This is a genomic window from Micavibrio aeruginosavorus (genome assembly GCF_051245535.1).
GTDB classification, from domain to species: domain Bacteria; phylum Pseudomonadota; class Alphaproteobacteria; order Micavibrionales; family Micavibrionaceae; genus Micavibrio; species Micavibrio aeruginosavorus_D.
This window is the reverse complement of sequence record NZ_CP195303.1, coordinates 2283269-2310191: the sequence shown is the minus strand read 5'-3', so window position 1 is coordinate 2310191 and position 26923 is coordinate 2283269. Positions and strand designations below refer to the sequence as shown.

The window sequence follows — 26923 nt, the reverse complement described above, 5'->3', positions numbered from 1 at the left end:
CATGCCTAAACCGCGTAACGCAAAGGCCAGCCGCCCGGAAAAACATCTGGTCGTCTGGGATCTGGACAACACATTGACCGACACGGTCAAAACATGGGCCCTTTCCACCAGTCGGGCCATGGCCCGCACGGCGTCCCTGTACGACATGGACCCGGCCACGGTCCAACGCTCATTCCGCAAGACCCCCAGCCAGTTTCGTTTTTATGATTTCACCGGGGCCCTGCAATGGATGGCATCGCAGAAAATCCTGCCCCAAGGGGCCAACCCGGTTGAAGAAACGCAGCTGAAAGCGACACAATGGGCCATCCGCGACCGCTGGATGAAGGAACAGAAGGAATTCACCACCTTCTATCCCGAAGCCGTCGAAACACTGCGCGGTGTCCGTGACAATGGCGCGCAGCAGGTGATTTATTCGGACACTGAGGCGACGTCGTTGATCCTGCGCCTGTGGTTTTTGGCCCAAAACGCGCAAAAATCCGGTCAAATTGCCGATTTCATGGAAATTCCGGCCCTTTTCGATCATTTTTACTGCCAACCCAGCATCGAATCCGACAATCGCCTGCTCAGCCAGATCGATCCAGCCTTTGTTCAGGCGATTAAGCGCAATATGACGCTGTGGGGACCGCACCCGGTCACGGGCAAGCGTCTGGCCAAACCCAGCCCGAGACACCTGAAACAGATTTTGAATGATTTTTCATGCGCCCCGAACCGGGCCGTGATGGTGGGCGATTCCGACAAGGACGGTGCCACCGCCCGCCCGCTGAAGGTTGCCTTTGCCTGGCACAAACGCGGCTGTGTCATGGAACATCAAACCGCAGAAGCCGCCACGAAAATGTCCGACCCCGGCTATGTCTTCGGCGTGCGCGCGATTGAAAAGGCGATGAAGCGGCAGGATGTCCGCCCGAACATTACGCTCAGCCGATCATTGACCACCTTGTTCACCGTCTTCAATTTCAAGACCGGCCATGGCTTTAGCCACAATATTGAACAAACCGGAACAGGGTCAGGCCATACACCCGAGAATCCAGAATACGTACAGTTGACGCCCATTCCGCCGGTTCATCGTTTGGCGCCGTATTTTCAGTTTCAAGGACTGCGATCGCCCCTGGGGCCAGCCACCCACCAGCCGCTAAAGCTGCCCACGCCTTAGGCACCAGACCCTGCCGATAAGGCGGGTCGAGGAAGACCAAAGTGGCGGGCGGTACGGCCATCGGGCGCTTCCCCGGCACGGTCGAATCGCGGACATACAATGACGTACGATCCATAATTTTCAATGATTGCAGATTGTTACGGCACAAGCCCGAAACAGGGCGATCCTTCTCAAAGAACACCCCGTACGCCGCCCCGCGGGACAAAGCCTCAATCCCCAGCGCCCCGGTTCCGGCGAAGCCATCCAGCACGACCGCCCCCTCCAGATCAAAATCCGTCCCCGGCAAAAGGTCGTCGATCCAGCGCGGCGCATTCAACATATTGAAAATCGCCTGCCGGTTTTTGTCCCCCGTCGGGCGTACATGCGTACCCGTCGGTGCCTGTAGCAGACGACCCCGAAACTCCCCCCCGGTAATACGCACACCCATCAGCGTTTACCAGATCGGTTCCCGGTGGGCTTCCCACCCGAACCACCAGGTTTTCCGCCAGATCTGTGAGTTTTACGCGGCTTCACTTTGGTGTCAGGTTTGGCCTTGGCCCAGCCTTTACGGCTGACCGCGTTCTTGGCCGGGGCCGCTCCCGTATGCGTACGTGGTGTATGGGGCGTATCTGCCAACCCCTCAATGTCCGTATCCGTATGTACGGCACCGGGGTTAAAGTAGGTCGGGATCAGTTCGCGCAGGACGGCCAGCGGCACTTCTTCCACCGCGCCTTCGTTCAGCTTGCCCAGCCGGAACGGGCCATAGGACACCCGGATCAGGCGGGTTACCTGCAAATCCAGTGCTTCCATCACCCGACGGATTTCGCGGTTTTTACCCTCGGTCAGGGTGATGACCAGCCAGCTATTGGCCTTGGTCTGGGCCTCTTCCAGCGTGGCCTCAATCGAGCCATAGCGCACGCCATCAACCGTAATGCCATCCTTTAACCCGGCCAGTTTCTTTTCATTCACGGTGCCGTACACGCGTACACGGTAGCGCCGCTTCCACCCGGTGGCGGGCAATTCCAGATGGCGGGACAACCCCCCGTCATTGGTCAGCAACAAGAGGCCCTCGGTCGTTAAATCCAGCCGCCCGACACTGACCACCCGGGGCATGGCCGGAGGCAACATGTCGAACACGGTGGGACGACCCAGTTCATCGCGGGCCGATGTCACCAGCCCGGCGGGTTTGTGATACAGGAACAGGCGGGTGACCTGCGCCGTGGGCAGGGGTTTGTTATCGACGAACACCTGATCATCCGGCCCGACGAGGCAGGCGGGGGAATCCAGCGTTTTGCCATTCACCCGGACCCGGCCCGCCGTAATCCAGCTCTCGGCCTCGCGCCGGGAACACAGGCCCGCGCGCGCCATGACTTTGGCAATGCGTTCGCCGGAGGCTGCAACGGTTTCGTCCGCTTGCGGGGTATCTTGGTCTTTTTCGTCGCTCACGCTATACAGGTCCTGATGTAAAAATAAGGACGACATCCATAATGGATCCCATCGACCCCGACTATACCTATATGCAGGCCGCGCTGGAAGAGGCGCAAAAGGCTGCCGCTCGGGATGAAGTTCCGATTGGCGCGGTGCTGGTCGATGTGGAGACGGGTGAGATTGTCGCCCAAGGCGGCAATGCCACTATTGAACGCGCCGACCCCACGGCCCATGCGGAAATCATGGTCATTCGGGATGGGTGCAAAACCGCCGGGGCCCAGCGCATTCCCACCTGTGATTTGTATGTGACGCTGGAGCCCTGTGCCATGTGCGCGGCGGCGATCAGCTTTGCCCGCATCCGCCGCGTGGTCTATGGCGCGCCGGACCCCAAGGGTGGCGGCATCGACCATGGCGGCCAGTTCTTTACCCAACCCACCTGTCACCACCGTCCGGCGGTCACGGGCGGCGTCATGGCCGATCAATGCGGCCAGATTCTCAAGGATTTCTTTGCAGCAAAACGGAAGAAATAAGCCGAAGCGCACATGCGCCCGCTTATTTACAATAAAGCTTATCCACCACCGCGGCCGGGGTATAGGGTTTGCAAATCCCGGCGGATTTATACAGGGCATCCAGCAATTCATCCGGGTTGTTCGACCGGTAATAAGCCCCGCCCGTTGCGATCGCAATGGCTTCCAGACTGGGGTTTCCCACCACATCAATCACGTCAACCTGCACATTCGGGTGCTTGAGTTTTAAATCCGCCAGCAGGGACATGGGGTCCTCACCACCGTTATTTTCCCCGTCGGAAATGATGGTGATTTTGTCCGGGGAATCTGGATTATCGACATAACCCGCCGGTTTATGCGCCTTGATCTGGTTGGCCAGCCCCATCATGTGCGACCCCAGCGGCGTGCCGCCCGACGGGCACATGCCGGACAGCTCGCTTTCCAGATCGGCCATCATTTCATCGTCCTTGGGCGGAACATAGACGGACCCATCGGTCGGGGCCTTGTCAAAAATCAGATTGTTCCAGTTGCTGCCCAGAACTGGGTTCACGTCCTTGAGCCATTGTTTATTGGTAAACCCGGTCATAATGGTGTCACCCGGGTTTTTGTTCAGCGTGTTGGAATACAGCCGCGCGGGCATCACCCGGCGCATCGCCCAGTGGGCCACATCCATCCGGGTGCAATTCTTGCCGACCTCGGCCGGGCACCCATTGGCTTTGCTGACCATACTGCCGCTGGTGTCGATCAGGAAGGCGGTGTCTTTCGGGATTTTCAGGCCCTTGTCCTCGCACGCGACAACGGTTTTGCTGGGGCGATAGGCCACGCGCGACACGAACGGATCGGCCGGGTTGGATGATTTTTCCATCGTGTTCATAAACACGGCATTGTTTGCGATATCGCAGTTGATGCCGGATTTTTTGCCCGCGTCACAGGCCGCCACAACAGCCCCGTTATCGGTGTAGGCCCCGTTATCGTCCCAGCCCATGCTGTAGACCACCTGCACGATATTGTTGGGCTTGGATGTTGCGCTGTTGCCCGCAGCATCTTCGATCCGGATGGCCCCCCGATCCTCGGCCAGCGGTGCGCCATCCTCGGTGTAGGATTCGGTGACGGCATAGACCAGACGGCGGTTATAGCCATCGGCGATATATTCATCCGGAATGTTCAGCGTGCGCACCGGAACCGCACCAATGCGGATAAAGCCCTTGGTCGCGTCTTCGCTGGCCACACGGGTCGTGCCCGCCGGGGCGGTCAGGTCGGTAGCACAATTATCGGAAATTTCCACGCCGAAATTGGCGGTATCAAACGGGTCGGTCAAGCGCGCCGGGCAAGGATAACGCCCATTATGCGCCGCAAAATTGGCCAGTGCGTCCTGGATATACTCCATACGCGCCTGTGTCGTGGAGGACCCTTTCTGTTCGGACCAGACCTTGTACAAGGCCCCGCCGACGGACACCACGCCGCCCAGAATGATGATAAGGAAGGCCACCGCCAGCAGCGAAAAGCCCGCTTGCGATCGATAATTTACAGGAATGTCAGATTTGCACGCAGACCGGTTTTCATGACTCTGCATGACCGTATCCCCCATTAACGCCCTCTCAACCAACAATCATATATACTTTTCATTAAACTTGCGTAAAAATTGATCCAAATGCGTAACATCTGGTTTTTATTCATGAATTTGGCCGATTATGGCCGGGGGGAAAAGATGGCGCAACACCGGACCAACCGCGCAGGTGGTTTCACATTGGTGGAAGTGGCAATCGTTATGCTGATCGGCGGCATTTTGTTGGCCACGGCATCGACCATGTTGCTCGGCTATCTGAAAAAAACCGAAATCAATACAACGCAGGAACGGCTGGACCAGATTGATGAGGCCCTGCAATTGTTCCTCAGCCTGAATGGCCGTTACCCCTGCCCCGCGCGCCTGAACGCCGCGCCCGACACCGCCAATTTTGGCGTCGAAATTTCCGAAAACGGATGCAACACGGTGGCCCCCGCCGCCGATGAAACGATTGCCGCAGGCGGCGGGCGCGGCGGACGGGCCGTGCGCATTGGCGCCGTACCGGTACGCACGCTCAACCTGCCCGATGATTTTATCCGCGATTCATGGGGGGGCCGTTTCACCTATGCCATCACGGAATCATTGGCCCACCCCACCACCTATAACCGCGAGGAAGGGGCCCTTTTCGTCAATGATGCCGCCGGAAACCCGGTTGTGACCTTCCCCGAAACGGGCACCGCCCATTACGTGATCAACAGCCACGGTGAAAACAATTCCGGGGCCTATAGCGCATCGGGAACGGGGCGTTTTGGCTGCACCGCCGGGACACGCGAAAATGAAAACTGCGATGATGATGCAACATTCGTCAGCACCATCGTGCGCAGCACGGGGAACAACGCGAATTTGTATGATGATTTTATTCGCGTCCGATCCACAACCGCCTTGGGCAACGGAATCCCGGACGGGGCCGTCATGGCGTTTGACCTGAGCACATGCCCGGATGGTTGGGTGCCCTTTGCAAACGCCAATGGCCGTATGATCGTGGGGACCGATGGTGCCACGTATAACCGCGGCAATACTGGCGGCGCGGAAACGGTTACCCTGACGTTGAGCAATATTGGCGCAACCGCCCGCCCGACAGACTTGTCAACACTGGGGGCCGCAGGCACATCCCTGATGGAAAGCACAGGGGCTGCAACGGCACATAATAACATGCCGCCTTATCTGGCTTTGCTCTACTGTGTAAAATCCTAAGGCGCGTTACGAACTGCCGATCAACACGCCGGCCATCAGGACCAGCGCCCCGCCCAGAACCACCTGAACGGCGGCGGAGTGGAACGGTGTGTCCATGTATTTCCAGCGAATCCACGAGATTGCCCAAAGTTCAATCACAACAACGATTCCCGCGACCGCCGTTGCGGTCCAGAAATCGTGGATCAGATAGGGCAATGTGTGGCCCAAACCACCCACCGCCGTCATCAGACCGCACACACCGCCGCGCAGCCATGGGCTGCCCCGGCCAGTGATTTCACCATCATCCGACATGGCTTCGGTGATGCCCATGCTGATCCCCGCGCCCAGTGACGCGGCCAGACCGACCAGAAAGGCGCTGTGTGAATCCTGCGTTGCAAAGGCCGCCGCAAAAATCGGCGCCAATGTTGAAATCGACCCGTCGATCAACCCGGCCAGACCCGGTTGCACCACTTGCAGCACGAACATGCGATGCGCGGTTTGCGCTTCCTCATGCTTGATATCGGCGGGCAGGTTCTTTTCTTCCAGATCGGCGGCGCGGGCTTCGTGGCCCTTTTCGATCAGGGCCAGATCGCCGAGCAATTTGCGGACTTCGACATCTTTCGCCTGTGCGGCGGCCTTGGCGTAGAAGTTGGAGGCCTCGATCTCCATAATTTCCGCCTGACGGCGCATGGCATCGACGGGCAGATTGTCCATCAGCCAGACCGGGCGGCGTTTCAAGAAGCCGCGCACGTCCTGCCGCGTGATGTAGGGGAGCTGGTCGCCGAAACGCTTTTTAAACAGCGTCAACAGCATGTTTTTATGATCCTGCTCCTCCGCCGCCATTTCTTCGAACATCTGCGCCGTTGAGGGAAATTCAACGCGCAAGCGGTTGGCGATGTGCTTGTAGATTTGTGAATCTTCTTCTTCGCTGGACACGGCCAGCGCGAGGACTTCGTCTTCTTTCAAATCGGCAAGGCGTTTCAACGGATCATCTCCTGATTGATATTTAAGTCAGAGAACATGATAACGACGGATCGCCACAGATCAAGAACACATTGATTGAAAAGGATAATTGAGAATTGTTCGCAAAGAGATCAGATGGGCTTGCGCACCGCAAAGCCTTGCGCAAATTCGCGCGCCTGTGCGGGCATCAAAGGCTTGGCGAAGAAATACCCCTGTGCCATCTCACACCCCAGGGCGTTGATCATCTGGACATCCTGTTCGGTTTCCAGACCTTCGGCCACCACATCCATTTTGAAGTTATGGGCCAGACCGACAATGGCGCGGATAATATCAATGCTGCGCGGGGCATCGTGCATCTGGCTGACGAAAGACCGATCCACTTTGATCGAATCAATCGGGAAGCGGTGCAGATAGCCGAGCGAGGAATAGCCCGTCCCGAAATCATCCAGCGCGATGGTCACGCCCAGCGCGCGTAGCCCCCTGAGCACCTGTTCGGTTTTTTCGGGGTCATCAATCAGCGCGCTTTCCGTGATTTCCAGTTTGATCCGGTGCGGGTCGACGCCACTATGGACCAATGTTTCCCGCACCGATTGGATGATATCCAGATTTTCAAAATTGATCCCGGACAGGTTGGCGCTGATAAACAAAGGAACATCATCGCCACCCATGTCAGACAGCAGATCCGGCATCAATTCACAGGCCTTTTGCAGCATCATATGGTCGATAAACTGCACCAGATTGGTGCGTTCGGCCACCGGGATAAATTCATCGGGGAAGACCATGCCCCGCTCCGGATGGTTCCAACGCACCAGCGTTTCAAACCCCACCAGCCGACGACTGGGCAGCGCGACAATGGGCTGCAGGGCGGGAACGAATTCCCCCTTTTCAATCCCACGACGTAACTCCTGTTCCAGCTTCAATTCCTTGATCGCGTTATCGCGCTGACGCCACAGTTCGGACAGGCGGGCCGCATCTTCGGGCATATCGTAATGCGCGGCGCGGTCCATCGCCTGGGCCATATTCGATATCTGATCCTGCCGGATGGATTCAGGAAGATTGACCCGTACAGTGCGATAACGTTCCACCAGCAAGGCCAGCATCAACGATAAAATCGGGTCCATATCACGCACGCGATCCCGCAGGGCGCCGCGTGGAATAACAAATAATTCGGCATCGCTGGTCACAACGGCGGCGGCACTGCGCAAACCGCCGTCGATCAAGGCCATTTCACCAAACACATCCCCCGGGCTCAATCGCGCCAGAAGGCTTTGCGGCCCTTCCGGTCCTGGACCCAGAATATCCACGGTCCCTTTTTCAATCAGATAGGCATTGTCCCGCGGCTCACCCGCTTTGAACAGCACGCTGCCCGCCTTGAAATTTTGCAGACGCACGCCACGGTCCACCCGCTTGCTGGGCGGGGTGATTTTGGTCAAAGACTGCAAGGTCGGGTGTGGTTTGTTCATATCCCTATTGTAAATCAGGATTAGGGTTTAAGAGGTTAATCATCCAGACTGACCAGGCTGGCATTGCCGCCGCTGGCCGTTGTATTGACCGAAATGACCTTTTCCGTTGCAAAACGCGGCAAATAATACGGCCCGCCCGCCTTTGGCCCCGTGCCGGAAAGTCCATGCCCACCAAAGGGTTGCACCCCAACGACCGCCCCAATCATGGTCCGGTTCACATAAACGTTGCCCGCATGGGCCCCTTCGGCCAAATCATGGATCGTGGATTGAATACGGCTGTGTATCCCGAATGTCAGGCCATAGCCCGTCTCGTTGATCGCCTTCAAAATCGCATCCCGCTCAGACGCCTTGTACCGGATGATATGCAGGACCGGACCGAACACTTCCCGTTTCAAATCACTGATCGATTTGATTTCACAGGCAACAGGGGCAAAGAACGTGCCCTGTTTTTCCGCGCCCATCGGCAACGGGGCGGACGCCACGATTTTTCCAAACCCCTCAATCGCTGCGCGATGCTTCACCAGAATCTGGCGCGCTTCATCATCAATCACCGGACCGATATCGGTACGAATATCCATCGGGTCGCCGATGCGGATTTGTTCCATCGCACCGCGCAGCATCGTGATGATTTTATCCGCCACATCATCCTGCAAACACAGGACACGCAAGGCGGAACAGCGTTGCCCGGCGGAGCCAAAGGCGCTGATCATCGCATCATCCACCACCTGTTCCGGCAGAGCGGATGAATCAACGATCATCGCGTTCTGGCCGCCCGTTTCGGCGATCAGCGGTGCAATCGGGCCGTCCTTGGCCGCCAATGTCCGGTTGATGATGCGAGCCACTTCGGTCGATCCGGTGAAGGCCACACCGGCCACATCCGGGTGCGCCACCAAAGCCGCGCCGACATGCCCATCACCGGGCAGCAGGGTAAACGCATCATGCGGCACACCCGCCATGTGGATCAGCTTCGCCGCCAGCGACGCAATCAACGGCGTTTGTTCGGCGGGTTTGGCAATCACCGCATTCCCGGCCATCAGGGCGGCAGAGACCTGCCCCATGAAAATGGCCAGCGGGAAGTTCCACGGGGAAATGCACACGAATGTGCCGCGCCCATGCAGGTTCAGCACGTTGCTTTCGCCCGTCGGGCCGGGCATGACATGGCCATGATCGACAAAATCGATCCGCCCGCGCATGGCGTAATAGCGGCAGAAATCAATCGCTTCGCGCAGTTCGGCCACGGCGTCATCCATGGTCTTGCCCGCCTCACGCACGCACAAGCCCATCAACGGGATCGCATAATCCTGCATCAGATCGGCCAGACGATCCAGACACGCGGCCCGGTCGCGGGTGGGGGTTGCGGACCAGACCGCAAAACCATTCCGGGCCGTTTCAAAGGCGCGTTTAACATGGTCGGCACCGGCATAAACCGCGTGCCCGACAACATGGTCACGGTGCGCCGGATTGGTCACCGGGATCATCGCCCCATCGCGGTAGAGCTTGCCCCCGATCAGCGGGGCCGCCACCCATTCCACATCATCCACGGCCGCCTTCATCGCCGGGATCAGCGGCCCGACAACATCCGGATCGGTTAAATCCATCCCGGCGGAATTTTTACGGCCCATACCGTACAGATCGACCGGCAACGGAATGCGCGGGTGACGACGTGTTTCATTGCGTTTTACATCGGCAATCGGGTCTTCCACCGCCTCTTCCACTGGCACTTTGGGATCAAGCAACTTGTTCACAAAGGAGCTGTTCGCCCCGTTTTCCAACAAACGCCGCACCAGATAGGGCAGCAAATCTTCATGCGTGCCCACGGGGGCATACATGCTGACCCGGATGTTTTCGCTCTGTTTCGCATCATCCAGCACGATGTCATAGAGCGCTTCACCCATACCGTGCAGACGTTGGAATTCAAACGGGCCCGCCGCCGCGCCACCATTTTCGCGCACCATGTCCAGCACCGCCGCCACCGTGTGCGCATTGTGCGTGGCCAGCATAGGGTAAAACACATCGCGGTTTTGGATCAATTTTTGTGCGCACGCCAGATACGATAAATCCGTATTGCATTTGCGCGTAAAGACCGGGTAATCGCGCAGACCCATCACCTGCGCGCGTTTAATTTCGGTGTCCCAATACGCCCCCTTCACCAACCGGACGGACAGACGGCGTTTTTCCGCCCGCGCCATGGCGGCCAGACGGTCGATCAACGGATAGGTGCGTTTGGAATAGGCCTGCACCGCCAGCCCCAGCCCGTCCCAGTGTTTCAAAGACGGATCGGCAGCCACGGCCCCAATGATATCCAGGGAGATTTCCAGACGCTCGACTTCCTCCGCATCCACGGTCAGGGCGACATCCTTCGCCGCCGCGACACGGGCCAGATCCATCAATTTATCGGTCAAGGCCGGGATACATTGATCCGCCTGGCTGTATCGGTAACGCGGATGCAGGGCCGACAATTTCACGGAAATGCCCGGCATCACGCCATTGACCGTTTTGCCATTGGCGGCAATGACATTCAGCGCGGACACGTAAGAATTAAAATAGCGTTCGGCATCAACACTCGTGCGCGCGCCCTCGCCCAGCATGTCGTAGGACATGCGATAGCCCTTGGCTTCATAGGCCTGCGCGTTTTTCATGCCTTCATCAATCGTGCGACCCAGAACGAACTGGTGCCCCATAATGCGGATCGCCTGCCCCATCGCGGTGCGGATGACGGGTTCACCCAGTTTCGCCACGACGCTTTCCAGCGTGGCTTTGGTCACACTCAGACCCAGCCCCGTGGCCTTGACCATCCAGTCATTGACCGCGCCTTCCGGGGCCCAGTCGGCGGCGGTGATTTTATCGCGGATCAGTGCGTCCGCCGTTTTTGCATCCGGCACGCGCAGCAATGCCTCCGCCAGACCCATCAGCGCCAGCCCCTCATCCGTGGTCAGGCGATATTCCTGCATGAACGCTTCCAGCTCACCCGCCTTGCGTCTCGCCCCGCGCACGCGTGTGACCAGATCAGAAGCTGCCTTGCCCACACGCTCCGCGCGCTCCGCCTTCCACGCCAGATCGACCAGCAGCGTATTCACGCGCACGGTTTCATCGGCATACAGATACGGGGCCAGATCGTGGTCGGTTACAGTCGGTGGGTTCAGGCCAGAGGCATAAGCGGATTTGGGCATGTGGGATTTTGTGGTGGCGGTCATCATCCATATCTCCATTCAGAGGGTGGATGAAGTGTATAGGATTGCGCGTTTACGGCAATGGGGCGCGCAGGGAAGAAACTCCGGCAGCGGCCTGTATTTCGGAAACTTTTTTGGCTTTTTTGAAATCTTTCACGCCTGCCGCCAGTCGCCGCGCCGTCTCCAAGATATCGCGATGCGGCATGGCACAGGTGAGGCGGACAATCATGGAATGGGTCGGTAACCCGGCCCAGCTGCCATAGGCGAATTGCAGGTTTTGCCCGGCCCCCAGAACATGGTCGATAGCCTCTTCCGTCTGGGCCGTGGCCGTGCCCATAAAGGCGCGGTAGGGCACGAATTCATTGGAATATTCGCGGTCCCGCAGGCCCGAACAATCCAGCAGGTGGAAGAACCCCGCCTGCGGCGTTGTGATAATCCGCACACCCTTGATCCCACGCGTCAGCAGGTCGCGCGATGCGGCGCGGTCCATACCGGTTTCCTTCATCACGATGCGCAGCATTTTGGCACGATCCGCATCATCGGCTTCGGGCATTGTATCCATGCCGTTCACCAGCGCCTTCATCAGCAGAAGATTTGTGCGGTGCTGCGCATTCAAGCGCAGCAAATGTTTATCCCGTGCCGCCGCAAATTTTGCATCATCATTGAAATACGCGGCCAGCGCGTGCAGCACCGGGGTCGGCGGGAAATATCCGGCGTGGCGAGCAAGGCCCATCATGGCGCGGATTTTGTCGCGGGGGCCAATGGCCACCCCGGCCCGCAGCCCCACCAGACCCGCCTTGGACGGGCCAAACAATGTGATGGTGTCGCGATACATGTGCGGCAATTGCGCGAAACCAAAGGGTTTTTCATCCCCCATTTCCAGCCCGTCATAAACCATATCGTCGATAATGGTCACGCGCGTGCCCGCATGATCCCACAGACGGGAGCGGGTGTTGAGCGACAGGGCGTTCAAATCCTGCTGCGCGTAATGGGCGTTGATGGCCTCAAAAATTTCCGCCAGATGTTCTGTTTCCGCTTTGCCCCGGATCAGCCCCGTCGGATTATGCGGGTTGCAATCGTAATAGGCGATGATGCGGTATCCGGCCTTGTGCGCGTCATTCACCGCAGCAATCAACGTGTCACGGTTTAACACACCGCCCGCGGCCAGATCGCGCTCCACCTTGACCACATGGAACCCCGCCGCCTTGGCCGCATCCATAAACATGCCATAGGTGGGCACGGGCATCAGGATGGCGGGTTTAATCACCGCGCCCTGACCGTTCCGCTCCACCACATCTGCGCTCAACATGCGCAGGGCCAGATCGAACCCTTCCGTCGTGCCGCCACCGGTGGGCAAAATTTCCTCGGTGGTCAGGCCGGACCAGCCTTGGTCATGGAAGCCCCGCGCGCTGAAATAATCGCGCACCGGGTGCAGCACATCCCGCACCGACCCCGGCCCGCTATAGCTGGGGATCATGTTGTAATAATTGTTCAAATCCCGCGAAGCCATGCGAAACGCATAGGCCGCCACCCCGCGCAACGGCAGCAGCGGGTCGCCCAAAGACAAATCGAGGCGTTTTTGACGGGTCATGGGGCCTGTCATAGCCCAAAAGCCAGCCCCAACGCCAGAATTTTCATATTCTTGAGCTTGCCTCATCCGCATCCCCGCGAAAGCGGGGATCCACCGGAAAGAACGGCAAAAACGTATGGATTCCCGCTTTCGCGGGAATGACAAGCCAGAGCCCAGGCCCTAAGATGCCCGCCATGACCAACCGCACGTTATTCGACCCACCACCCAATCCCGCGCCCGTTGGGGACCCCATTCCCAGCGCGAAGCAATCCCCCGTCGAGCCGCCACCATCGGCCCCGATGCGGAGCAATGTGCCGGAGATGCCCGCGCACGGGAGTGCGCCCTTAAGGCACAGCAATGTGCCTGAAATGAGCGTCGCGGATCTGGCCAATGCGTTGCGCCGGACGCTGGAGGAAACCTTTGGCCGTGTGCGGGTTCGTGGGGAATTATCCGGTTTGAAGCTCGCCTCCTCCGGCCATTTGTATGGCACGATCAAGGATGCGGATGCCGTTATCGATATCGTCTGCTGGAAGGGTAATTTATCCAAATTGTCCATCCGCCCCGAAGACGGGCTGGATGTGGTGTGCGTCGGTAAAGTCTCCAGTTACCCGAAATCATCGCGGTATCAGATTATCGTTGATTCCATTGAATTGGCGGGCGAAGGCGCGTTGCTGAAAATGCTGGAAGACCGCCGCAAAAAGCTGGCGGCGGAAGGGCTGTTTGATGCGGCCCGCAAAAAACCGATTCCGTTTTTGCCTACCGTGATTGGGGTGGTGACATCGCCGACCGGGGCCGTGATCCGCGATATTATGCACCGGCTGAATGACCGGTTCCCGCGCCATGTTTTGCTGTGGCCCGTTGCGGTACAGGGCGACAACGCCGCCGCACAGATTGCGGCCGCCATTGCCGGATTTGATGCGTTGCCTAAAGACGGAGCCGTGCCGCGCCCGGATGTGGTGATCGTCGCGCGCGGGGGCGGAAGCCTCGAAGATTTGATGGCGTTTAACGAGGAAATCGTTGTGCGCGCCGCCGCCGCCTGTTCCATCCCGTTAATTTCCGCGGTGGGGCATGAAACCGATACGACATTGATTGATTATGCCGCCGATATACGTGCGCCCACACCAACCGGGGCCGCCGAAATGGCCGTGCCCGTGCGCGCCGAATTGATGGCCCAGATCATGGATGATGCCCGCCGTTTGATGGGCGGCATGAACCGCATCACCGATCGCCACCATGAACGCGTGGCATCCTTGGCCGCGCGGCTGGGTGATCCGCAAAAATTGCTGCAGATCAAAATGCAATCCGCCGACCATGCCATTCACCGTCTGGATGCCGCGTTTGACAAGGCGGTGCAGGCCCGCGTGGCCAAGCTGGACCGTCTGGCCGCCGCCCTGCGCCACCCGCGCCAGATTGTCGAGGATGCGGGACGCCGCTTGAGCGAACGCGCCGAACGCCTGATCCGCGCGGCCCAAACCATCACCCCGGACAAGGCCCGCACATTGACCGCCACGGTGCGCGTTCTGGATTCACTGTCGTTTGAACGGGTGCTGGATCGCGGGTTTGTCGTGGTGCGCGATGCAAACGGCGCGCCCGTGTCGAACGCCGATGCGCTGACCAAGGGATCGGACGTCACGCTGGAGTTCCGCGACAAGAAACACCGCACCGCGACGGTTAAAGACTGAAAACCCGGTTATAAGACGCTTCCCCCCTATGATTCCGGCGGTTTTCAGGGTATTTTGACCGGATCGGGAGTATAATTGAAACCATGCGCGAAACATTCCGCAACATGATGGACCGTCTGGGCGTCGGCTATGAGCTGTCGCCGTACGAAACCTATCCGCTGACCGTGTATGATCCGGCCACGGGGGCGACGTGCAGCGCGGAAATCCGCATGGGCATGGACCCGAATGAATGCGAAGCCGAAATTCAGTTGATGTATGACGCGCCGACCGAAGGCCAGTTGCCGATGCAACAGGTCATCTGGTTCCAGTGCAAACCCGTTGTTGGGGCCGATTGGGATGTTGTGAATGCCCGGTTGAAGGGTGACCCGATTGACCGCGAAATTTACAACTGGGAAGAAAAATGCTGCAACTTCTTCGGTGCCGTGGCCCGCTTTATGAAGCTGGACCAGATGCCGGATATTGATGCGCTGATCGAAGAAGAATTCCACAGCCGCGAACGGTTTCACGATCAATATGGCGGCGGCGGCGGCAAATCCCCGAAAATCCGTCCGGGCCAATTGCTGGACATGAAAAAAGGCCGCGGGTTTTAGGTGAGCGGAACTTCAGAATCTCGGAATCTCAGAATCTCGGAAATCTGATGTTCCGAGATTCTGAAATTCCGAAACTCCGAGATTCCATCTTCTTCACGACCCTGCGCCCACAACGATCCCGTATTGGGTTGCGATGGCCCCAAGGCCACCCTTCACCGGGTTCTCCAGCACTTCCAGATACCATTTCGGCCCTTCACGGACCAGACACGCCACCTGCATTCCGGCGACGTCGTTCAACATGGATTCATCCATCTGCAGACGGACGATTTCGTTGCCGTCTTCTTCGTTTATGATTCGCAGATAAATATTGCGCACCATGCCCAGATGTTGTTCGGCTTCCGCCGCGTTATAGATCGACAAAGTGATCATGATGCGCAGAATATCAAATGGCAGACCGTTCAGGTCGATGAACAATGATTCATCATCGCCATCGCCCGCACCGGTGCGGCTGTCGCCCGTGTGGCGCACGGCACCATCACATCCGCTTTCATTGTTGTAGAACACGAAATCTTCGTCCACGCGGGTCTGGTTCTGCTTGTCCAGCAGGAAGCAGCTTAAGTCCACGTCGATCTTGGTCGTTTCCAGCATTTTATGATCCCAGCCCGCACCAACCATGATGCGGCGCAGGGACGGAACCTTTTTCACCAGATCGTAATAATCGCCCTTTTCCACCAGATTGAAATCAATCGGGGCCGGAGCCGGCGCAGGCGCGGACGCGGCCAGATCACCGATCATGTCGATTCCGCTGTCCGGCAAATTCGTGTTTTGCGGGCCGCCATTCCCGTTACCGCCCATATCGCCCATCATGTCGATGGGGCGTTCGAAATCGTTATCGCCCGTTGGTTCGCTCCAGAACGGATCATCGCCCATACCGCCACTCATTTACTGCCCCCTTCCCATTCCAGACCAAAGCCAAAGGCCCGGTCCATTTCAGCATGACCGGGAAAATATTCCGTGTGATTGGTGATGCGAATGCCGTTTTCGCGGTTTTCAAACATGGCGACGGCACAGACCGACAAATCATTGCGGGCCACGCGCGGTGTCACAATCATCGGTGTTTCACCGGGGATCAGCAATTGCACCTGTGGACGGACGGCGTCCCAATCGGGTGCGCCGTGATAGATGTAAACATACGCCAGAACGCGTTTCACGTCGCCCCAACGCGCGCCGTTGATTTCAATGATTTCATCCAGACCATCTTTGTTGCCGGTCCGTTCATCGCCCGTATGGTGGACGAAAGGCGCATCGTTATACGCGCCATACAAATCACCAAAGGATTGAATGGCGCCGCGACGGCCATCATTCAGTTCATACAGGCAGCCCAGATCAACATCGACGCCCTGCTTGGATATTTTTTTCAGCAGACGGCCAAAAAATCCGGATTGTTGTGCCTGAACATTGTCCCATGCCGCGCCGATACGAATTTTCGGGAAACCCCCTTCGCGCGGATTGATCACGCTCATCTGCCCTGACTGGGACAGGAATTCACAATCCGGATCGGTCGATGGCGCGCGGTATCCCGCCGCCCCCTTGGCCTTGCCATGGCCAGAGAAAGACGCACGGCTGCGCGTGGCTTCGGACAGGGAATCCTGCGACAATTGTTCACGGGACATCGGGATGGTTCCTTTCGGATCGATGGGCAAAAAACGTAACGCAAAGAATAGTCTATCGCAGAAAAGATTAACAGGGTGCGTGTGCCTTGAAAATAACCGCCCCTTTTTATTTTCATAATATTTGACCTTTCACCCCTCCCATGCTAAAAACCGCCATTCATTTCAAAAAACCCAATATCAAAAAGGGCTTTGACCATGGCTGGACGGATCCGCGCCTTTCTCGACAAACACAACATCAAGCCGATCAGCCTGATCGAGCGGGTGGAGCAGGATGGGCTAGCGGGACTGGAACACCATGTCGCCCTCAAGCGCGGCGTAAACCCGCAATCATGGGCAGAGCATGGCCATCGCAACGAACTGATGGTCATTGCAGACAAAGCCGGCATGGATGGCCTGCGCCTGTTCTTCGACCATGGCGGCGCCCTCTCCCCTTATGCGCGCGATGGAATCGGGAATACCGAGATGGTGCATATGGTCCGCGCCGGCAATCTCGACGGATTAAAACTGTTTTTTGACAAGGGCGGAAAACCCAATCACAGCGCCGTCTCGAGCATCGGCATGAACGAAGTGGCCATCATTGCCATGCACACCAAAATGGACGGTCTGAAGCTGTTTCTTAAGAACGGTGGCGCGTTCCAATCCGGAAAAAGCAGCGACGCGCTCTGGGTCGCCCCCTTCTGCGGCATCGAGGGATTGCAACTCTTTGTCGATCATGGCGGCCAATTTAATTCCAATGCACGCCTGGCTTACGATCGAACCGAAACATCGGAAATCGTGCGCACTCTTGGCCTTGATGGCCTGAGCTTCTTGCTCGATCACGGCGTCACCCTGAACCCGGACCATCCGGCTGAACGCCGCGCCGTCAGAAACGCGTTTAAACAGGCCACCCTCGCAGCCCAAATACCCCCCACCGCCGAAGAAATCGCGGCCAAGCGGCAGGTTTACACGCAGAAAATCCTGAACAGCCTGCAGGGCGGCCCGGCTTAGCGGATGGGATCGCCGACAGGTTTCCACAGCACGGAATAAATGCTGTAAGCTTTTTGCTTTTTTGCGACGCTCAACGTGGCATCTTGCAGACACTCGCCATCATAAATTTTTGACGTACCGCCCAATAGAGAACTGCGATAGCTAAACACATCGTACGGTGCCTGTGCGTAACCCGGCTCAACAACTCGCACCACCTTATTTCCATCAATAAAAAGTAAAGCCAGCGAATAGCTATTCGTGAACGAAGGCAGCAATCCCATTTCCCCTTCTTTCTGAAACAAGGCAAGAAGAGATGGAACACGCTGCGTCCAATGGCCAAACTGTAGTTTTTTACGTTTGATATAGGACGGCATTTGTTCGACAGAAAAAGAGTCGTCAATTTCATACAAAAAGCAGACACGATCCCATGCAATAGGCACCAGATCGTGGAGTGAAATATCCCGTTTTTCCGCGACAACTTGTTGGTGCAAATTCCGCGCAAACTCATTAGCCACATCACGCTGATACGACATAGGCAACCACGCCAGACCAATTTCAATCAAGAACGGTGATAAAAGGACCAGCAGGCCGAGGATAATGCCGACAGCCAGCAGGCTGACATGGATCAAAAATCGAACCAACGCACCGCATAGTTTTCGTATCGTGCTTACAATAACATTCATGAGTCTTACCGCCACTCGTTTCACCCTAAAGATGTTAATGAAAAAACGCACCCCCGCATACCGCCAGGACAAAAAAACACGCAAGGCCGTCTTCCCTTCCCGGCCCCCTCTGCTATAGTGCCCTCCGGTTTTATGGCTGATTTCAGCCCTTTTTTGTGAGAAGCGGAGCGCGCGATGGCGTCCTATCAGTATGTCTATGTGATGAACGGTTTGTCCAAGACCTGGCCGAATGGCAAAAAGGTGTTGGAGAACGTGACCTTATCCTTCTTCCCCGGGGCCAAAATTGGCGTTCTGGGCCCGAACGGGGCTGGTAAATCGACCCTGTTGAAACTGATGGCCGGGGTGGACACGGATTTCACGGGTGAGGCGTGGGCCGCCGAGGGCGCGCGCGTCGGTTATCTGGCGCAGGAACCGCATCTGGACCCGACCAAGAACGTCGTTCAAAACATCACCGAAGCGTTGAAAGACGTGAAGGACATGGTGGACCGTTTTAACGCCATCGGCGTGGAAATGGCCGAACCGGATGCCGATTACGACGCGCTGATGACCGAGATGGGCGAGTTGCAGGAAAAGATCGACGCCGTTGATGGCTGGGAGCTGGACCGCACGATTGAAATTGCCATGGATGCGCTGCGGTGCCCGCCCGCCGATGCGGATGTCACGAAACTGTCCGGGGGTGAACGCCGCCGTGTCGCGCTGTGCCGTCTGTTGCTGGAAAAGCCGGACCTGCTGCTGCTGGACGAACCAACCAACCACTTGGACACCGAATCTGTCGCGTGGTTGCAACGGTTCCTGACCGATTACAAGGGCACGGTGGTGATGGTCACCCACGACCGTTACTTCCTGGACAACGTCACCGGATGGATTTTGGAGGTCGACCGTGGCCGCGGCATTCCGTATGAGGGCAATTATTCCGCATACCTGAACGCCAAGCGCAAACGGCTGGAACTGGAATCCAAACAGGAAGCCGATCGCCAGAAAACATTGTCGCGCGAATTGGAATGGATTCAACAATCCCCCGAAGGACGCCGCAAAAAATCCAAGGCCCGTGTTTCGGCGTATGAGGATTTGCTGGCCGAATCGCAGAAAAGCGACCAGCGCAACGCCCAGATCGTTATTCCCACCCCGCCGCGTCTGGGGCATGTGGTGATCGAAGCCGAAAATCTGCGCAAAGGATTTGGCGACCGTCTGCTGATCGAAAACCTGTCCTTCAAATTGCCGCCGGGCGGCATTGTTGGCGTGATTGGCGCGAACGGCGCAGGTAAATCGACATTGTTCCGCATGATCACGGGACAGGAACAGCCCGATGAAGGATCGTTCCGCGTGGGCGAAACCGTCAAGCTGGGCTATGTCGACCAAAGCCGCGATGCACTGGATGGTGAAAAAAACGTCTGGGAAGAAATTTCCGACAGCATGGATATTCTGAAACTCGGCAAAATCGAAATGCCGAGCCGTGCGTATGTATCGGCCTTCAACTTCCGCGGCCCGGACCAGCAGAAGAAAGTCGGCAACCTGTCGGGTGGTGAACGCAACCGCGTCCATTTGGCCAAGATGCTGAAATCCGGCGCGAACGTGCTGCTGCTGGACGAACCGACCAACGATCTGGACACGGAAACGCTGGGCGCTTTGGAAGAAGCCTTGGAGCAATTCGCCGGATGCGCCGTGGTCATTTCCCACGATCGCGCCTTCCTCGACCGTCTGGCCACGCACATTCTGGCGTTCGAAGGCGACTCGCAAGTCACGTGGTTCGAAGGCAACTACGAAGATTACGAGAAAGACTACAAACGCCGCCTGGGCCGCGATGCAGACCAGCCGCACCGGATCAAATACAAACCGCTGCGCCGGGCGGGGTAACAGCACACATTAAACGGAAGACAAAAAATCAATAAATAGGGGGCGCAAGCCCCCTATTTTGCAATCATCTCTACATTTTTCAGAAATAATCGATTAAATCCAAAAACACCGCGCATCATCGACAAAACCTCCCCCTTCATTTCCGGCTCTACTAAATCTGAATTTAGTATCATTTCCACCCATGTTAACAAACCTGTCTTATCAAAAACCTCTTGCGCATAGGTCTGTGGAGAACCACCCAATTTTTTTAAACTTGCAATTAATAACGCACAAAAAACCTTAGCAACGCGCTCATGATTTAAGAAAGAGTTTCGCTTAAGTCGAAAAAATAAAGCATCGGGCGATAATGCCTCAACATTACACAAACCCCAATTAACATTAGAAAAATCATCATCAGAACAAACACTCTGAACTGCTTCCCGCCACTGCGAATACGAAACATCATGTGCATCAATGTGGACCGACATCAGGCGCGTTATTACATAACCCTTAACCGAATCCTCATTCATAGGATGGGTAAAACACATGAGATCTCTTAAGATAGAATACGGATCTTGAGAAAACCCTCCCCAAGACGAGCTCTCACTCAACACAGATCCATAATGACTGATTTCATTAAGAATTTCAGAATAAATCGCTTGGAATTCTCTCTGATCTTTTAAAAAGTAACTATTCAGCCCACTCAATGAGGAAAACACATTGAGAACCTTATCAATATCTTGAACCCAATAAGATATTTTATCAGTCACAATCTCTCGCAAAACAGACAAGGCACCATCATAACGCATCAGCTTAATCAATTCTTGCTGATAGTGGTTGGCGTCATTCAATGCCCCACCCTCATTTAAACGCGCGGATTTCAGCAAACAATTTTCAATTTGCTCATAAAGCAGAACATGAATTGCGCGCTCAGGGCGAACACCATAGTGCAACGCCGCCATATTTTTTTCGAAAAACTGATCACCAACCAATCTCTTATCTTTTCTCGAAAGGCTCCCTAAGAAATTTTTATCTAGTAACATTTTTAATACATCCGAACGCCTTAAAATAAAGACCGCCATAGTAGTGACAGGTATATCAACCCCTTCCCACACAGCCCTTAAAGCTAAAAGCTCGTTACAAAATTTGATTATTTCACGCGGCGTTTTATCAGAATTCATACTCTCTCCCGAAAGGGAGCTGTAAAGTTTTGAAATCCTTTCTACAGCACTTCCTGAATCCGCCTCTAAAATCTCACGCAATTTTTCTTCTATAAAATTTTGCTTATCCAGAAGCAAAGCCGGCTGGACATGAAGCGTAATGTCGAAAAATTTATCAACAAATGCCTTACCACCAACCCCACTACCTTTAGCTAATTTATCATCCAAGAAAGGGGCAATTACCCAAAGATTTTCATGCGCCTGTTGTAGAAAAATCCCTTGAAGCGAGGACCAAACCTCCTGAGCCTTATTCGGAGAAAGTCGATCCAAGTTATCAATCACAATAACGATTTTATCAAACGAAGCACCGCCCAATATTCTTTCGAAAAAAATTCGAAAGCGGGTCGCCGTTTGATCTTCATGTTCCGTCAAAACTTCCTTAAAAACATCTGCATTCTTAAAAAAAGCAAAAGGAAACATTTTTCCAAACCGATCACTTCCACCTATTAATAAAGATACAGGCCAAATGAACAGCGCAAGAATAGATAAAATGTACATACTTGATACAAGTGCGGACTGGCTCATAAAATGAGCCAGATCTTCCGCCAAGCTACTTGCAGCTACCGCAACGCTACAGGCATAAACACAAAAAAACAGGCCGGACCAAAAATCGATTTTAATTTTATTTTTTTGAATCGTCCTTCCCGTCTTAATCGCCTCTAGTTCATCCCCATATTCCGAATGTTTAAATTTATCTGCAGGAACGCTATTCAAAAGCTCCTGTAAAAATGAAACCCGCGACGGATCATTTTCAAATCGCCAAGAATCATAAATAAAGAACAAATTCTTACTGTCGTTTTTACAAATCTGCCCCTCAACCATCTTTATAATCGATGACTTCCCACTGCCCCACGGCCCCAATAGCGCTATTGATCCGCCATTATTATGATTTACAATCCTGACAATCGCTTCTGCGATATCCTTGTGGTTAGAAAAGCCACTGTCATTAACATCTTCTACTGGCGTGTCATATAATATTTTATACATCGCAATCTCTCATTAAAAATTACTTGGACACCGTAGTAAAAAAGCATCAAAGTTGCACCAAAAAAGAAAGGCAACCCACCAACAATGCTCCCCGTCGACAGCCAGATCGTTTATACAATTCTGTTCCTGCTGTCGCTGGGCGTGGTGTTTTTGGCGCATGAGGCCGGGCATTTGTTGATGGCGCGTCTGTTGGGCGTGCATGTCACCCGCATTTCATTGGGCTTTGGCCGCGAAGTGTGGGGCCGCACCGACAAATACGGCACGCGGTGGAGCATCAAGATTTTTCCGTTCAGCGGCATGGTCCAGTTGACCGACCCCGACCGCGAAACCCCCGATGATTTTGCGCAGCGTCCGGCGTGGTTCCGGTTCTTTATGGTGCTGGCGGGACCGGCGGCCAGTTTCTTTTTCGCGTATGTTTTATTTGTCGGGTTTTATGCGTTGATCGGGCAACCATCGACACGCCCCATCGTCACCGCGGTGCAGGTGGACAGCCCGGCGGATCAGGCCGGCATCATGCCCGGCGATCACATCATTCTGTTTCAGGGCCGCCCCGTTGAACGGTATGAAGACATTGTGCAAGCCCTGCGCACGCCGATGGATGACGCGATCTCCCTGCGCCTGACGCGCGATGGAGCGGTCATGGATACCACCATCACGCCGCGATGGGATGAATATACGGATTTGCGGGGATTTGACCGCGCCCATGGGCGATTGGGCACCATTGCCCAGCATAATCCGATGGACCTTATCGCCGTGCGCGCCGTTGATGGCGTGGCCACCCCCACCAGACAGGCCGCGTTCGACGCGCTGAAAAACCATGTCGGGAAAATTGTGGTGCTGGATTTATTTTCCACGAGCGGGCAGGCCATTCCCTATCGGGTTTATATCGACCCCGTCACCAATGCGGATTTCACGTTGGATGCCATGCCCGATCCCGCCTTGATTTACATGGGGCAGATTCGCGGCGACATGTACCGCCCGCAAACATTTGAACAGGCCGTTATCACCGGGTGGCACGCCTTTGCCCGGCTCACCCATGGCGCGTTTAATGCCTTCCGCAATTTATGGCCGCTGGACCGCACCACCATCACGCCCGAGACCCAGATTCTGGGGGATGGGTTGCGGTTGGTTGCCGGGGTGCATGGCATCCTGTTTATGATGGCCCTGCTGTCGATCATGATCGGATTGCTGAACCTGATCCCCCTGCCCGGGTTGGATGGGTACTGGATCTTGCGTTACGCCATGGAAGCCATGGTCGGGGTTGAGACCACCCGGGCCTTTTACCCCTATATCTGGCGGATCCTGATTTTCGGGATGGTTTTGGCGTGGTTGCTGACCAATCTGGACGGGCTGCACCACGTCCTGCCCGCCCCTGATGCATTACCATAATATAACACATTGTTTTTATTAGGGAAAACTATGCTTCGCGCCCCAATCAGGGGAGAGCCCGCCCTGCGCCGCCGCCCCGACCCTCCACGCCCCTGAAACTTTTGGCCGAAGGGCCTGATTCTGTGGTAGGATGTGGATAAATAAGGCGAATTAAAAATTTAATAAAATTTTATCTATCCCGGCTTAAAATCAAACCGGGTGTGGTGAAGCCGGGTGTGGTGGAAATAGTGCAGGAAATACGCGGAAAACAGGTTTTAGCCTATGCTTTTATGCCGGGGATTGTTCCCCGGATCCGGGCCTTTGCCGAAAGTGGTTTTGGCTGGCTCGCCTTCCTGATGGCCGCCATTTATAACGCGGTCCGCCTGCTCCCCAACGGTCACCCTTATCTCGATCCCGCCAATCGCGGGAAATACGGCATTCGCCATGTGATTGCCCAGGCCGCCAACAATTTGAAAATGAATCGGTCCAACATCGACCAGATCGTGATTTTCTTCGCGCTGCTGATCGGGTTTGTCATTCTGGTTTTGCAATTCGTTCTGCTGGCCATGGGCTTGGTGTTGCAGACCGCGCATGCGGCGGGTCCGACCTTTGGCGGCGGCATGTTCTCCACACCTGCGCCCGATAACGATGTGGCCTTTATCCTGTTGCACACGGTTCTGGGTGTGCCGGGGATGTTTGGGTCCTACGGATCAACACCGTTCCACACGGCCATGCACGGCCTGTTCCAGTTTTACAGCCTGGCGATGCTGATCGTCGCGGTGATTGTCGTTTTGTATTACGTTCTGGTCATCGTTGGTGAAACCGCGCAAACGGGCACACCGTTTGGCAAACGGTTCAACCACATCTGGGCGCCGATCCGTCTGGTCGTTGCGCTTGGCTTGCTGGTGCCGATTGCGAACGGTTTGAATTCTGGCCAGTACATCACGCTGTATGCGGCGAAACTGGGTTCCGGTCTGGCCACCAATGGCTGGCTGCTGTTTAACGAAAGCCTGACCAACGGGTTGGGCACGTCGGACGAAAGCCTGATCGCGCGCCCGACCATTCCGGACACCGCCGCCATCGTGAAATTCATGGCGATGGCCCGCACGTGTAAAGAATCGTATGAACGGCTTTTGAACAATGCGGGGAACACCGGCAATGTGGTGTTCACCATCGAGCCCTATCTGGTCAAAAACCCGCTGATCAACCAACAGATTCCAACAGCCAGTGCGGGCTTCTATCAAACCGCCCTGCAGTTTTATAAAAACAACGACATTATCATTTCCTTCGGTGCCGCCGACCCCACACCCGGCGGGTCGATGAACTTCAACCAGAATACGGGCGGCATCAAACCCTATTGCGGTGAGATCGTCGTTCGCACCAACGCCGTAACGCAAGTCGGCGCGCTGGAGGTTCAGGAAGGGTATTTCAACATGATCATGTTCCTGTGGCAGAACCCGCGCGTTGCGGATTTTGCCGAGGTCATGGCTTATAAAAAACTGCCGAACACACAAGGTGGTTGTACGTTGGGTACATCCAATGCGGATATCAACTGTAACGATGGCGTCCGCGCGGCCTTTATCGACCAGTTGATTCAGGATATGCACGCCCAGTTTGACGCAGAGGTCACCGCGGCCCGCGACAACATGATTGCCGCCGGCGGCTTTGCCGTTCCGCCCGAAGTATTGATCAAGGGCTGGGGCGGGGCCGGGATCTGGTACAACAAGATTGCAGAAATGAACGGCGCGTTGTTCAGCGCGGCGTTTAACATTCCGTCCCCGAACCGCTTGCCGGTTCCGATGCAGACCATTTCGGAATCGCGCCGTATGCACGACGAAAATCTGGGCGGTGCCGATTATTTCGCCCCGCACCAGTCGGACGGCCACCCGATTAAATTCGAAGACCCCAACGATTATCTGGTCGCCGAAGTGCTGTACCATGCCTACAAAGTCTGGGGCGAAGCTGGCGTCTACATGGATTCCGATGTGACACCGAAGAACAACATCATCCTTGATACGATGAACTTCCTGTTTGGGACAAACGGGCTGTTCAGCATGCGTGAAAACAAGGATATTCACCCGCTGGCGCAATTGGTCGGCATCGGCAAGGGGATCGTGGACAGCACGGTGCGCAACCTGTTCGCCGCGACGATGTTCTCGATGGGTGGCGGACTGTTTTCACAAATCCCGCAATTTGCCGGTCTGGGATCGTTCCTGAACGTCGCCAGCGGCATGCTGGTTTCATTGGCCACGGTGGGGCTGACCGTCGGGTTTATCCTGTATTACGTTTTGCCGTTCCTGCCCTTCATCTACTTCTTCTTCGCCGTGGGGACATGGTTGAAAAGCGTGTTTGAAGCCATGGTGGGCGTGCCGCTGTGGGCGCTGGCCCACTTGAAAATCGACGGGCATGGCTTGCCCGGTGATATGGCGATGAGCGGCTATTTCATGATTTTCGAAATCTTCATCCGACCGATTTTGACCGTGTTCGGACTGGTGGCCAGCGTCATCATCTTCTCGGCCATGGTGCGGGTTTTGAATGAAATCTTCCCGCTGGTGACCGACAACCTGACCGGTTTCGATGGTACGGATGCGGGCGCCACATTGTTCGGCGGCACCCCGCTGGAATTTAAACGCAGCGTCATCGACGAATTTTTCTTCACCATCGTTTACACGATCGTCGTCTACATGATCGGCACATCGTGCTTCAAAATGATCGATCTGGTGCCGAAGAGCATCCTGCGTTGGATGGGTTCGGGTGTTCAGGGCTTTGCCGATGCGCAGGGCGATGCGAAAGAAGGTTTGGTTCAGTATGCCGCGATGGGCGGGATGGGTATGTCCAGCCAACTGGCCGGCACACTGACACAAACGGGGAATCTGGCGGGCAAAGCTGTTGGCACGGTCGCTGGCAACATTGGCCCGGGCGGCGGCGGACCCGGTTCGCGCATTACCGGCGGTGGCGGCACCCCGTAACCGGCAACGGGCGTGGGACCAGCATTATAATTTCAAACGGGCCGCA

Annotated in this window: 19 protein-coding genes and 1 pseudogene; 9 read left to right on the top strand and 11 right to left on the bottom strand. The window is 55.9% G+C overall.

The window, feature by feature from the left end:
* Position 1 precedes the first annotated feature (1 nt).
* Positions 2-1150: an HAD family hydrolase gene (locus ACSC94_RS11060; RefSeq protein ID WP_435640897.1), complete on the top strand. Its 1149-nt coding sequence runs from the start codon at positions 2-4 to the stop codon at positions 1148-1150.
* On the opposite strand, the pseudogene ACSC94_RS11055 reads toward ACSC94_RS11060, so the two are convergent.
* Positions 1044-1577, bottom strand: a pseudogene (locus ACSC94_RS11055) (RsmD family RNA methyltransferase); the annotation flags it as partial. The gene ACSC94_RS11060 and the pseudogene ACSC94_RS11055 overlap by 107 nt on opposite strands.
* Positions 1577-2575, bottom strand: coding sequence for a pseudouridine synthase (locus ACSC94_RS11050; RefSeq protein ID WP_435640896.1), 999 nt, complete (start codon positions 2573-2575; stop codon positions 1577-1579). The gene ACSC94_RS11050 and the pseudogene ACSC94_RS11055, both read right to left, overlap by 1 nt.
* Before the next feature lie 41 nt (positions 2576-2616).
* On the opposite strand from ACSC94_RS11050, the gene ACSC94_RS11045 reads away from it, so the two are divergent.
* Positions 2617-3087, top strand: coding sequence for a nucleoside deaminase (locus ACSC94_RS11045; protein ID WP_435640895.1), 471 nt, complete (start codon positions 2617-2619; stop codon positions 3085-3087).
* A 22-nt stretch (positions 3088-3109) separates the two neighbouring features.
* Here the strand turns inward: ACSC94_RS11045 and ACSC94_RS11040 are convergent, their stop codons facing one another.
* On the bottom strand, positions 3110-4636 hold the full coding sequence (locus tag ACSC94_RS11040) for a vWA domain-containing protein (RefSeq protein ID WP_435640894.1): 1527 nt from the start codon (positions 4634-4636) through the stop codon (positions 3110-3112).
* A 102-nt stretch (positions 4637-4738) separates the two neighbouring features.
* Here ACSC94_RS11040 and ACSC94_RS11035 point away from each other — a divergent pair, with 102 nt between their 5' ends.
* Positions 4739-5821, top strand: a complete 1083-nt coding sequence (locus ACSC94_RS11035; RefSeq protein WP_435640893.1) for a prepilin-type N-terminal cleavage/methylation domain-containing protein — start codon at positions 4739-4741, stop codon at positions 5819-5821.
* Between the two features lie 6 nt (positions 5822-5827).
* On the opposite strand, the gene mbfA is transcribed toward ACSC94_RS11035, so the two are convergent.
* The 4 genes from mbfA to ACSC94_RS11015 form a co-directional block, all read right to left on the bottom strand.
* The gene (mbfA, locus tag ACSC94_RS11030; RefSeq protein WP_435640892.1) at positions 5828-6784 is read right to left on the bottom strand and encodes an iron exporter MbfA; all 957 of its coding nucleotides are present in this window, start codon (positions 6782-6784) and stop codon (positions 5828-5830) included.
* A gap of 110 nt (positions 6785-6894) precedes the next feature.
* Positions 6895-8226 (bottom strand): EAL domain-containing protein, encoded by a 1332-nt coding sequence (locus tag ACSC94_RS11025; protein WP_435640891.1) that lies wholly within the window; start codon positions 8224-8226, stop codon positions 6895-6897.
* 35 nt (positions 8227-8261) lie between these two features.
* The gene (gene putA / locus ACSC94_RS11020; protein WP_435640890.1) at positions 8262-11423 is read right to left on the bottom strand and encodes a bifunctional proline dehydrogenase/L-glutamate gamma-semialdehyde dehydrogenase PutA; all 3162 of its coding nucleotides are present in this window, start codon (positions 11421-11423) and stop codon (positions 8262-8264) included.
* A gap of 46 nt (positions 11424-11469) precedes the next feature.
* A complete protein-coding gene (locus ACSC94_RS11015; protein WP_435640889.1) occupies positions 11470-12987 on the bottom strand; it encodes a pyridoxal phosphate-dependent aminotransferase in 1518 nt (505 codons plus the stop codon).
* A 173-nt stretch (positions 12988-13160) separates the two neighbouring features.
* Here ACSC94_RS11015 and xseA point away from each other — a divergent pair, with 173 nt between their 5' ends.
* Together xseA and ACSC94_RS11005 are read left to right on the top strand one after the other, a co-directional pair.
* Complete coding sequence (gene xseA / locus ACSC94_RS11010) at positions 13161-14648, top strand: exodeoxyribonuclease VII large subunit (RefSeq protein ID WP_435640888.1); 1488 nt, start codon at positions 13161-13163, stop codon at positions 14646-14648.
* A gap of 83 nt (positions 14649-14731) precedes the next feature.
* Positions 14732-15238, top strand: a complete 507-nt coding sequence (locus tag ACSC94_RS11005; protein ID WP_435640887.1) for a hypothetical protein — start codon at positions 14732-14734, stop codon at positions 15236-15238.
* 93 nt (positions 15239-15331) lie between these two features.
* On the opposite strand, the gene ACSC94_RS11000 is transcribed toward ACSC94_RS11005, so the two are convergent.
* Positions 15332-16120 (bottom strand): TerD family protein, encoded by a 789-nt coding sequence (locus tag ACSC94_RS11000; protein WP_435640886.1) that lies wholly within the window; start codon positions 16118-16120, stop codon positions 15332-15334.
* A complete protein-coding gene (locus ACSC94_RS10995) occupies positions 16117-16851 on the bottom strand; it encodes a Tellurium resistance protein TerA (protein WP_435640885.1) in 735 nt (244 codons plus the stop codon). The genes ACSC94_RS11000 and ACSC94_RS10995 overlap by 4 nt, the downstream gene beginning before the upstream one ends.
* A 195-nt stretch (positions 16852-17046) precedes the next feature.
* Here ACSC94_RS10995 and ACSC94_RS10990 point away from each other — a divergent pair, with 195 nt between their 5' ends.
* The gene (locus ACSC94_RS10990; RefSeq protein ID WP_435640884.1) at positions 17047-17838 is read left to right on the top strand and encodes a hypothetical protein; all 792 of its coding nucleotides are present in this window, start codon (positions 17047-17049) and stop codon (positions 17836-17838) included.
* Here ACSC94_RS10990 and ACSC94_RS10985 read toward each other — a convergent pair.
* Positions 17835-18500 (bottom strand): hypothetical protein, encoded by a 666-nt coding sequence (locus tag ACSC94_RS10985; protein WP_435640883.1) that lies wholly within the window; start codon positions 18498-18500, stop codon positions 17835-17837. The genes ACSC94_RS10990 and ACSC94_RS10985 overlap by 4 nt on opposite strands.
* Positions 18501-18674: 174 nt before the next feature.
* Between ACSC94_RS10985 and ettA the strand changes: the two genes are divergently transcribed.
* Entirely contained in the window at positions 18675-20354 is a 1680-nt protein-coding gene (gene ettA, locus ACSC94_RS10980; protein WP_435640882.1) for an energy-dependent translational throttle protein EttA, read from the top strand.
* Between the two features lie 53 nt (positions 20355-20407).
* Here the strand turns inward: ettA and ACSC94_RS10975 are convergent, their stop codons facing one another.
* Positions 20408-22540, bottom strand: a complete 2133-nt coding sequence (locus ACSC94_RS10975; RefSeq protein WP_435640881.1) for a P-loop NTPase fold protein — start codon at positions 22538-22540, stop codon at positions 20408-20410.
* 84 nt (positions 22541-22624) lie between these two features.
* On the opposite strand from ACSC94_RS10975, the gene ACSC94_RS10970 reads away from it, so the two are divergent.
* Positions 22625-23929, top strand: coding sequence for a site-2 protease family protein (locus ACSC94_RS10970; protein ID WP_435640880.1), 1305 nt, complete (start codon positions 22625-22627; stop codon positions 23927-23929).
* Positions 23930-24156: 227 nt separating this feature from the next.
* The gene (locus ACSC94_RS10965) at positions 24157-26877 is read left to right on the top strand and encodes a DotA/TraY family protein (RefSeq protein ID WP_435640879.1); all 2721 of its coding nucleotides are present in this window, start codon (positions 24157-24159) and stop codon (positions 26875-26877) included.
* The last annotated feature ends 46 nt before the right edge of the window (positions 26878-26923 follow it).

Bases quoted from the DNA above. Each gene is read 5' to 3' on its own strand.
- ACSC94_RS11060 (WP_435640897.1), top strand. From the start codon at position 2: ATGCCTAAACCGCGTAACGCAAAGGCCAGCCGCCCGGAAAAACATCTG.
- ACSC94_RS11045 (WP_435640895.1), top strand. From the start codon at position 2,617: ATGGATCCCATCGACCCCGACTATACCTATATGCAGGCCGCGCTGGAA.
- ACSC94_RS11040 (WP_435640894.1), bottom strand. From the start codon at position 4,636: ATGCAGAGTCATGAAAACCGGTCTGCGTGCAAATCTGACATTCCTGTA.
- ACSC94_RS11035 (WP_435640893.1), top strand. From the start codon at position 4,739: ATGAATTTGGCCGATTATGGCCGGGGGGAAAAGATGGCGCAACACCGG.
- ACSC94_RS11025 (WP_435640891.1), bottom strand. From the start codon at position 8,226: ATGAACAAACCACACCCGACCTTGCAGTCTTTGACCAAAATCACCCCG.
- putA (WP_435640890.1), bottom strand. From the start codon at position 11,423: ATGATGACCGCCACCACAAAATCCCACATGCCCAAATCCGCTTATGCC.
- ACSC94_RS11015 (WP_435640889.1), bottom strand. From the start codon at position 12,987: ATGACCCGTCAAAAACGCCTCGATTTGTCTTTGGGCGACCCGCTGCTG.
- xseA (WP_435640888.1), top strand. From the start codon at position 13,161: ATGACCAACCGCACGTTATTCGACCCACCACCCAATCCCGCGCCCGTT.
- ACSC94_RS11005 (WP_435640887.1), top strand. From the start codon at position 14,732: ATGCGCGAAACATTCCGCAACATGATGGACCGTCTGGGCGTCGGCTAT.
- ACSC94_RS11000 (WP_435640886.1), bottom strand. From the start codon at position 16,120: ATGAGTGGCGGTATGGGCGATGATCCGTTCTGGAGCGAACCAACGGGC.
- ACSC94_RS10995 (WP_435640885.1), bottom strand. From the start codon at position 16,851: ATGTCCCGTGAACAATTGTCGCAGGATTCCCTGTCCGAAGCCACGCGC.
- ACSC94_RS10990 (WP_435640884.1), top strand. From the start codon at position 17,047: ATGGCTGGACGGATCCGCGCCTTTCTCGACAAACACAACATCAAGCCG.
- ACSC94_RS10985 (WP_435640883.1), bottom strand. From the start codon at position 18,500: ATGAATGTTATTGTAAGCACGATACGAAAACTATGCGGTGCGTTGGTT.
- ettA (WP_435640882.1), top strand. From the start codon at position 18,675: ATGGCGTCCTATCAGTATGTCTATGTGATGAACGGTTTGTCCAAGACC.
- ACSC94_RS10975 (WP_435640881.1), bottom strand. From the start codon at position 22,540: ATGTATAAAATATTATATGACACGCCAGTAGAAGATGTTAATGACAGT.
- ACSC94_RS10970 (WP_435640880.1), top strand. From the start codon at position 22,625: ATGCTCCCCGTCGACAGCCAGATCGTTTATACAATTCTGTTCCTGCTG.